Source organism: Kitasatospora sp. NPDC028961, assembly GCF_055564815.1.
Genome location: NZ_JBVHVO010000009.1, coordinates 128,918 through 136,469 on the forward strand (window position 1 = coordinate 128,918; position 7,552 = coordinate 136,469).

7 protein-coding genes are annotated in these 7,552 nt (G+C 75.4%); 4 read left to right on the plus strand and 3 right to left on the minus strand.

Features of this window, described 5'->3' with window-relative positions:
• The first annotated feature begins 16 nt into the window (after positions 1–16).
• Entirely contained in the window at positions 17–1,507 is a 1,491-nt protein-coding gene (locus ACZ4UX_RS18775; RefSeq protein ID WP_465707456.1) for a GAF domain-containing protein, read from the plus strand.
• On the opposite strand, the gene ACZ4UX_RS18780 is transcribed toward ACZ4UX_RS18775, so the two are convergent.
• On the minus strand, positions 1,459–1,944 hold the full coding sequence (locus ACZ4UX_RS18780; RefSeq protein WP_465707457.1) for an SsgA family sporulation/cell division regulator: 486 nt from the start codon (positions 1,942–1,944) through the stop codon (positions 1,459–1,461). The genes ACZ4UX_RS18775 and ACZ4UX_RS18780 overlap by 49 nt on opposite strands.
• A gap of 406 nt (positions 1,945–2,350) precedes the next feature.
• Between ACZ4UX_RS18780 and ACZ4UX_RS18785 the strand changes: the two genes are divergently transcribed.
• The 3 genes from ACZ4UX_RS18785 (at position 2,351) to ACZ4UX_RS18795 (ending at position 5,616) form a co-directional block, all read left to right on the plus strand.
• Entirely contained in the window at positions 2,351–3,661 is a 1,311-nt protein-coding gene (locus ACZ4UX_RS18785; RefSeq protein ID WP_465707458.1) for a DNA polymerase III subunit gamma/tau domain-containing protein, read from the plus strand.
• Between the two features lie 151 nt (positions 3,662–3,812).
• Complete coding sequence (locus ACZ4UX_RS18790) at positions 3,813–5,042, plus strand: TerD family protein (protein WP_329492292.1); 1,230 nt, start codon at positions 3,813–3,815, stop codon at positions 5,040–5,042.
• 85 nt (positions 5,043–5,127) lie between these two features.
• The gene (locus ACZ4UX_RS18795; RefSeq protein WP_359834510.1) at positions 5,128–5,616 is read left to right on the plus strand and encodes a GNAT family N-acetyltransferase; all 489 of its coding nucleotides are present in this window, start codon (positions 5,128–5,130) and stop codon (positions 5,614–5,616) included.
• An 18-nt stretch (positions 5,617–5,634) separates the two neighbouring features.
• Here the strand turns inward: ACZ4UX_RS18795 and ACZ4UX_RS18800 are convergent, their stop codons facing one another.
• Both ACZ4UX_RS18800 and ACZ4UX_RS18805 read right to left on the minus strand, forming a co-directional pair.
• Positions 5,635–6,327 carry an RraA family protein gene (locus tag ACZ4UX_RS18800; protein ID WP_352288374.1) on the minus strand — a complete coding sequence of 231 codons (693 nt, stop codon included), beginning with the start codon at positions 6,325–6,327 and terminating at the stop codon, positions 5,635–5,637.
• Positions 6,328–6,464: 137 nt separating this feature from the next.
• Positions 6,465–7,394 carry a proline dehydrogenase family protein gene (locus ACZ4UX_RS18805; RefSeq protein WP_352288180.1) on the minus strand — a complete coding sequence of 310 codons (930 nt, stop codon included), beginning with the start codon at positions 7,392–7,394 and terminating at the stop codon, positions 6,465–6,467.
• Positions 7,395–7,552 lie beyond the last annotated feature (158 nt).

Sequence of the window (7,552 nt, forward strand, 5' to 3'; positions counted from 1 at the left end):
GCGAGGAGCAAACCGAGTGCGGCAGACCGGACGGCAGAACCGACGGCCAGAGCCCCGAAGTCCGTCGAGCCCGGCGGAGCTCGCCAGGCTGCACGACCGCGCCCTGGCCGAACCCGTCACCCACGGACCGGCCCGGGAGGCCGGCCCGGGAGGCACCGAGCCGCTGCCCGGGCCCCGCCCGGAGATCGGCGACTCCTGGGCCCGGCTGCGCCGCCTCGGCCTGGACCCGGACGCCGGCGCCGCCACCGTCCACCTGGGGCCGGCCGAGGTCGAGCACCGCCGCCGCGCCAGCGGCCTCGACATCCTGCTGCCGGTGCTGCGTGACACCCTGCTCGCCCCGGCCGACCACGTCCCGCTGATCCTCGCCATCGCCGACGCCGAGGGCCACATCCTCTGGCAGGAGGGCGAGCGCAGCCTGCGCCGCAGCGCCGACCGGATCGGGTTCCTCACCGGCGCCCGCTGGATCGAGGAGAGCGTCGGCACCAACGGCATCGCCTCCGCCCTGCGCGCCCAGCGGCCGATGCAGGTCCACTCCGCCGAGCACTACCTGCGCAGCCACCACTCCTGGACCTGCGTCGCCGCCCCCGTGCACGACCCGGGCACCGGCCGGCTGGTCGGCGCGATCAACCTCAGCGGCCCGGCCGGCAACGTCCGCCCGTACCTGCTGCAGCTGACCGCCACCGCCGCCCGGCTCGCCGAGACCGAACTGCGCGCCCGCCGCCTGGAGTCGCTGCACCACCTGCGCACCCTGGCCGCCCCACTCCTGGCCCGGGTGGACGGCCCGGCCCTGGTGGTCGACGCGGCCGGCTGGATCGCCTGCGCGGCCGGCCTGCCGCCACCGGTCCGGCTGCGGCTGCCCGCCGAGGGCTGGAGCCCGGCCGCGGTGCACTGGCTGCCCGGCATCGGCGAGTGCTCCGTCGAGCCGCTCGCCGACGGCTGGCTGGTCCGGCCGCTGGGCGACGAACGGACGGCGGACGGCGCCGCCGCGGTGACCGCCGAACAGGCCGAGGGGGCCCGGCTCCGACTCGACCTACGCCGGCCGGACCGCCCCGAGCTGTCGGTGCGCGGCGCCGCCGGCAGCTGGTCGCACGCGCTCAGCCCGCGCCACGCCGAACTGCTGCTGCTGCTCGCCACCGAGCGCTCCGGGCACAGCGCGGCGCAGCTCGCCGACGCGCTCTTCGGCGACCCGGGGCGGACGGTGACGGTCCGCGCCGAACTCTCCCGGCTGCGGCGGTACCTGGGCGGCCTGCTGGCCCACCGGCCGTACCGGTTCGCCGATTCGGTCCTGGTCACCGTGGACGGACCGGACGACCCGTACGACCTGCTGCCGGTCTCCTCCGCGCCGGCCGTGCGCCGGTTGCGGGCGGCTCTGGCCGCGGGCGCCGTCCGGCTGCCGGGCGGTCCCCCGCTGCCGGCCCCGCGCACCCCGGGCGACGACGTCGCCCCGGCGTCCCGGCCTCAGCCGCCTGCCAGCAACGCGGACAACTGGGCGTCGGTCGGGCCGTAGGCCTGCTCGGCCTCCTCGGAGACCAGCGCGTACGTCCGGTCCAGCCACGCCTGGACCCTGGGCTTGGAGACCTCCAACAGGGCACTGCCGTGGGGGGATTCGAGGGCCAGGTGCAACGTCGAGCCGTGGCACGGACAGTAGGCCGGCCACAGCTTGACGTCGCCCTGGCCGCTCAGCGAGCGCAGGCCGTCGCGCAGCAGATCACGCGAGAACACCCAATCGGCCTCGTCCGGCCGCCCCAGATGGAACGTCAGCAGTACCTCGTACGGACGCTCGGCATCGAACCGGAATCGCGTCCGCACCTCGCCGACGACTTCCTCGCCCAGCGAGATCCGCAGTGTCAGCACCTCCTCCACCGCCGCCGGAGCGGCGGTGGAGCCTGCCTCATCGCCGCCCGTGGGGGTGGCGGCGAGAGGGGCACTGGAGGGTGCTGACAACGGGTCGGACGGCATGACGGGCTCTCCGGGACGGCGTGGGATTCCCCCACCTTGCGCCACCGGAGGCCGGACCGGCAAGGGTTGCAAGGAGGTTGCAATAATCCGCGCACCGACGGCCCGGGCCGCGCGGGCCTTGTCAGACGGACCGTCAACTTCCGTTCAGGGAAAGGCCGTCCACGGAGTTGATCGATCCCTCACGAGGGCTGGCCAGGGCCCGGGCAGCCGCTGGTACGCTCGTCCCCCTGCCGGCGCGGGCTCCTGCGCGTCCACCGGCGGACCCGCACGAGCGACCCCGGCCGAACCCGGGCGAACCGGCGGCAGTCCGCCCATGACGGCGATTCGGGCCCGTCGGCAGCGCATGGGAGAATGCGGCGACTCAGCGACGGCTTCGGGGAGGGAGGGTCGGGTGGCTCTGCGCGAGGAGATCGGGCCGGACGCGCGGCACGAGCGCGACCTGCCGCGCGAGCGGCACGGCCGGCACGGCCGGCCCAAGCCGTTCGGGGGCCGGCTCCGGCTGCCCACCCTGCGGTTCTCCGGCGCCGCGATGGCGATGTCCACCGTGGTCGGCATCAGCATCGCCACCACCTGGCTGCTCCACGAGCAGCAGGGCGTCGGACGCCGCGCCGGAGTGGCCCAGGTCGGGTCCAGCCCGCCGCCCACCCCCGGCGCCGACCGGGCCGACGCCGCCTCCGCGCCCGACTCCTCGCAGGCGCCGGCCGCGCCGCTGCCGTCCGGGCGGCCCTCCGTCCGCCCCGCCGGCCCCGCCACGTCCGAGTCGCACGCCTCGCACCCGCCCGTCTCCGGCGTCCCGGCACCCCGCTCGCCCGCCCCGGGCTCGGCCGTGCCGCTCGCCGAGGGCCGGACCGGCGGCCGGAGCACCTCCGACACCCCGTCGACCCAGGCCCTCGGCCCCTCCCCGCAGCAGGACGGCCTGGCCGCCGCCACCGCGCCGCCGCCCACCGACGGGCCGTCCCACCAGCGGCCCGAGCCCGTGGAGTCCGGCCAACCGCTCGCGGCCCGATCGCCCGAGCCGCCCAAGCCGCTCGCCCCCGCGCCCGGCGTCCGGCCGCCCGCCGACCCCACCGACGGCTGGACCGGCCTGCCGCCCGGCGCCCAGGACCCGACCACCGTCCCCAAGGACCCGACCGGCGGTACCGCCCCGGGCCCGGGCGGCCCCGGCGACACGGTCGACCACGCGCTCACCGGCGCCGCACTGGTCCAGTCGCTCGGCCGCGACGGCACCCGGCACGTCCTCACCCTGACCGTCACCGAGCCGCTCACCGCGCTGCAGGCCGAACTCCGGCTCGCGCCGGACGCGACGGCCCCGGGCGGTCCGGCCCCGGACGCCACCGCCCCCTCCGGCACCGCCTGGACCGACCTGGCCGGCGCCGTGGTCACCACCCACCACGAACGCGGCACCCTGGTCTACCGCTTCACCACCCCGCCCGGCACCGACGTCCCGCCCGGCCGCTACACCTTCGGTGTCCGGCACACCCGCCCGGCCGCGACGCCGGGCACCGGGGAGCCCGCCACCGGGGCACCCGCCACCGGCATCCCCGGTGCCGCGCCCGCACCGGCCCCACCGGGGCGCGGGGAGAGCGTGCCTACCGGCCCCGGCAAGGCCGCCCCGGCCGAGAGCTGGAGCGCCTCGGCGTTCGGCATCCACCACCCGCGGGCCGTCGCCGCGCTGGGAGCGTTCGCCGTCGGACCGAACTGACCGACCGTCCGACAACCCGACAGGTCACCGCCTTGATCGGGCTCGTCTCGACAACCCCGTTCGTTACTGTGGGTACCACTCGGCACGGCGCCCCGACTCGGGTCCCGCACGCCGTGCCACCGCATCCGAGGAGGAGTTCGTGTCCACGGTCCTGACCCAAGGCGGCAACGCCCCGCTGACCGCCGCGCGGGTGACCGTCGAGGTCACCGCACCCAAGGCGCTGGACGTCTCCGGCCTGCTGCTGACCGAGGCCGGAAAGGTCCGCTCGGACGCCGACTTCGTGTTCTTCAACGCCCCGCACGGTCCCGGTGTCACCCACCGCCCGGCCTCCGGCGGGACCCCGGACGCGATCACCATCGACACCGCCGCCGTCCCGGCCGGCATCACCAAGATCGTCGTCACGGCGAGCCCCGACGAGGCCGGCGCCACCTTCGCCGGCATCGAGCCGACCGCGACGGTCCGGGACGCCGACTCCGGCCAGGTCCTGGTCACCTTCACCGCTCCCCAGCTGGGCCGCGAGACCGCGCTGATCGTGGTCGAGGTCTACCAGCGCGGCGGCGCCTGGAAGGTCCGGGCGGTCGGCCAGGGCTACGCCAACGGCCTGGCCGGCATCGCCACCGACTTCGGCGTCACCGTGGAGGACGAGCCCGCCCCGGCGGCCGCCACCGCCACCCCGGTCGCCCCGCCGGTCACCGCCCCGGCCCCGGCTCCCGCCCCGGCCCCGGTCGCCCCGCCGCTGCCGCAGAGCGCTCCCCCGATGCCGCCGGCCCCGCCCGCGGCGCCCGCCGCCCCGCCGGCCCTCACCAAGATCACCCTGGACAAGGGCCGGGTGAACCTCACCAAGGGCGGCTCGGTCTCCCTGGAGAAGAACGGCAAGCCCTTCCTCTCCTCCGTCCGGATGGGACTCGGCTGGGAGCCCGCCGGCCGCGGCCGCAACATCGACCTGGACGCCTCCTGCATCGCCTTCGACGCCAAGCGGGAGAAGCTGGACACCGCCTGGTTCATGAAGCTGGGGATCTTCAACGGCGCCGTCGCCCACTCCGGCGACAACCTCACGGGCGCGGGCGGCGGTGACGACGAGTCGATCACCGTCCACCTGGACGGCCTGCCGCCCGAGGTCTGCGGCCTGGTCTTCGTGGTCAACTCCTTCTCCGGCCAGAAGTTCACCGACGTCAAGAACGCCTACTGCCGCCTGGTGGACGCCGGTTCGGACCAGGAGCTGGTCCGCTTCGACCTCACCCAGTCCGAGCCGCACACCGGCGTGGTGATGTGCAAGCTGGTCCGCCAGTACTCCGGCGAGTGGGTGATGACCGCGATCGGCGAGTACGTGGACGCCAAGACCGCCCGCGCCATGGTCAAGCCCGCCGCCTCGATGCTCTGACCCCCCTCCCCCGGGTGCCCGGGCCCACCGCCCGGGCACCCGAAAACCGCTGGCCGGCGGCCGGTCGGCATGCCATCCTGTCCGGATGTTGATCAGGGAAGCCACCCCCGAGGACTGGCCGTCCATCTGGCCGTTCTTCCACGTCATCGCCGCCGCGGGCGAGACGTTCACCTACCCGCTCGACCTGACCTTCGAGCAGGGCCGTGAGTGGTGGCTCCTCCCCGCCCCGAGCCGCACCGTGGTCGCGGTCGCCGAGGACGGCACCGTCCTCGGCAGCGCCAAGATGAACCGCAACCACCAGGGCAACGGCTCGCACATCGCGAGCGCCAGCTACATGGTCGACCCGGCGCACTCCGGCCGGGGCGTCGGGCGCGCGCTCACCGAGTACACCCTGGACTGGGCGCGTGCGGCGGGCTACCGCGCCATGCAGTTCAACGCCGTGGTGGCGAGCAACGAGCGCGCGGTGGGGCTGTACCGGTCGCTCGGCTTCGAGATCCTGGGCACCCTCCCCGAGGGCTTCCGCCACCCCGTCCACGGGTACGTCGGCCTGCACGTCATGCACCGCGCGCTCTGAACTCCGGCCCGCCGCCCGCTACTCCTCGATCGCGCCGCCGACCCGTCGCAGGTGCTGCCGGAAGCTGTACGACGGATCGGCGGCCCGCCGCACCAGGTAGTCGTCGAACGCGGTCTGCCGGCGCAGCGTGTCGCCCGAGCGGATCCGCTCGGCCTGCGCGCGCTCCGTCCGCGCGATCCCGCCCGCCACCTCCAGCACCTCGTCGACCCGGGCGGCCGGCACGAACAGCACGCCGTCGGCGTCCCCGAACACCACGTCCCCGGCGCTCACCAGGTGCGTCCCGAACCGGGCGGTGACCAGCGCCTCCGGCTCCCGCTCGTCGAGCCGCAACGGGCCCAGCGGCAGCGCGCCGTAGCTGAACAGCGGCAGCCCGATCTCCACCAGCTCCGGCGTGTCCCGGTGCAGGCCCCACACCACCACCCCGGCCACCCCGGCGGCCTTCGCCTCCAGCACCGCGAGGTCCCCGACGCAGGCCTCGTCGACCCGCCCGCCGTTGTCGACGACCAGCACGTCCCCGGGCTCGGCCGCGCCGAACGCCTCCAGGAACACGTCCACGCTCCCGTAGTGCCGCACCGGCAGCACCCGCCCCGCGACCCGCCGCCCCGCCACCACCGGCCCGACCCCCGCCGGCGCCACCCGCAACCCCACCCCCACCCGCACACACGCATCCGCCACCAACGGCGTCGACAACTCCGCGAAGGCCTTCAGCACCTCAACCACCTGCCCAACTCGACGCGACCCGACCACACTTCACCGCCCCCGATCCTAGGCCGCCCCGCCGCCCCCGACGACGGACGGCCCGCACCCCCCTTCCACAAGGGGTGCGGGCCGTCCGTACAGCAGGGGCCTCAGCCGCGGGTCGCCATGGCCCGCAGGAAGAAGGTCAGGTTGGCCGGGCGCTCGGCGAGGCGGCGCATGAAGTAGCCGTACCACTCCTCGCCGTACGGCAGGTACACCCGCATGGTGTTGCCCTCGCCGGCCAGGCGCAGCTGCTCCTCGGGGCGGATGCCGAACAGCATCTGGTACTCGAAGGAGTCGCGCTCGCGGCCGTTCCACTGGGCGAGCTGGCCGGCGATCTTGATCATGTTGGGGTCGTGCGAGGCGATCATCGGGTAGCCTTCGCCGGCCATCAGGATCTTCAGCGCGCGGACGTACGCGAGGTCCACCTCGTGCTTGCCCTGGAAGGCGACCGACTCGGGCTCCTTGTAGGCGCCCTTGCAGAGCCGCACGCGGGAGCCGGGGCCGGAGAACTCGCGGCAGTCGGCCTCGGTGCGGCGCAGGTAGGCCTGGAGCACGACGCCCAGCCAGGGGAAGTCGGCCCGCAGCTCCCGCGCGATGGCGAGGGTGGAGTCCGTGGTGGTGTGGTCCTCCATGTCGAGGGTCACCGTGGTGCCCGCGTCGGCGGCCGCCTCGCAGATCCGGCGGGCGTTCTCCAGCGCGATCTTCTCGCCGTCCACCGGCAGGAACTGGCCGACGGCCGACAGCTTCACCGAGACCTCGGCGCCGGCCGCCAGGCCGGTGTCCTTGAGCGCGGCGAGCAGGTGCTCGTACGCCTCGGCGGTCCCGGCGGCCTGGGCGGCGTCCTTGGTGTCCTCACCGAGGTGGTCCAGGGTGACCTTGCGGCCGGTGGCGACCAGGTCGTCGCAGGCGGTGACGGCGTCGTCGAGAGCCTCGCCGGCGACGAACCGCTCGACTATCGCGTGGGTCGGCGGGAACTTCTCGACGACGGTGCGGACCTGCGGGGAGCGGGAGGCCGCGAGAAGGGCGGAACGGAGCATCGTGACTCCTGGAGCTGGTGCTTCTAAGGGTGGCAGAAGGGGGTGGCGGGGGGGGGGGGGGGGGGGGGGGGGGGCCCCCCCCCCCCCCGGGCAACCAGCCTCGGGGACCGGGGACCGTGGGGGGACCCCCCCACTCTACAGGCGCCATGTGCTGTTGG

Excerpts from the sequence above, each read along its gene's own strand:
- ACZ4UX_RS18795 (WP_359834510.1), top strand. The coding sequence starts at position 5,128 with ATGTTGATCAGGGAAGCCACCCCCGAGGACTGGCCGTCCATCTGGCCG.
- ACZ4UX_RS18805 (WP_352288180.1), bottom strand. The coding sequence starts at position 7,394 with ATGCTCCGTTCCGCCCTTCTCGCGGCCTCCCGCTCCCCGCAGGTCCGC.